Below are 502 nucleotides of genomic sequence, written 5' to 3'. Positions count from 1 at the left end.
GTATATGCTCTATCATCATATTGTGCTGTCGTCAAAATACTACTGTTTTTGGCCTTAAGTCCTAGTATGTAATTATATTAATTTGCCCGCTAAATTCTCTTCGGGCTCTAGAAGTTGGTAGTTTATTTTTAATTTTCTTTGTCCAATTAATTGCTTAATATAGAAAGTTCTCATTTCTATTAATTGATCTGAAATTTGTGAATCGTTAACTAAATGATCATACATAGATTTTGAGTCAAGCATTACATTTATCGCATCACCATTTTTTATGATATACGTTCCAATACCCCAAAAAATCCCAACATGTAAGGCAATGTACTTTGATTGTTCATTACTGACTTTATCTAAGTAAATATCTGCGTGCTCTCTTTCGTGTTCAACTTTAGATCCATTAGTTTTGATGACCCATGAAATTCTCTTTGTATTGCCATCTGAGTAATACACGTGTTCCAAAAGTCAATCAAAAAGAGGTTTTTTATCTATTATAAATTCTCGACTTGAG

The 502-nt window shown here is 31.3% G+C and carries 1 protein-coding gene; it reads right to left on the bottom strand.

What is annotated here, in order from left to right; translation table 11 throughout:
• Positions 1-72: 72 nt before the first annotated feature.
• On the bottom strand, positions 73-444 hold the full coding sequence (locus V3W49_RS23170; protein ID WP_500148342.1) for a hypothetical protein: 372 nt from the start codon (positions 442-444) through the stop codon (positions 73-75).
• Positions 445-502: the final 58 nt, after the last annotated feature.

Source organism: Rosenbergiella sp. YN46, from assembly GCF_036620675.1.
In the GTDB taxonomy this organism is placed as follows: domain Bacteria; phylum Pseudomonadota; class Gammaproteobacteria; order Enterobacterales; family Enterobacteriaceae; genus Jejubacter.
The sequence above is the reverse complement of the archived record's forward strand: the minus strand, read 5'-3'. Positions and strand labels throughout refer to the sequence as shown.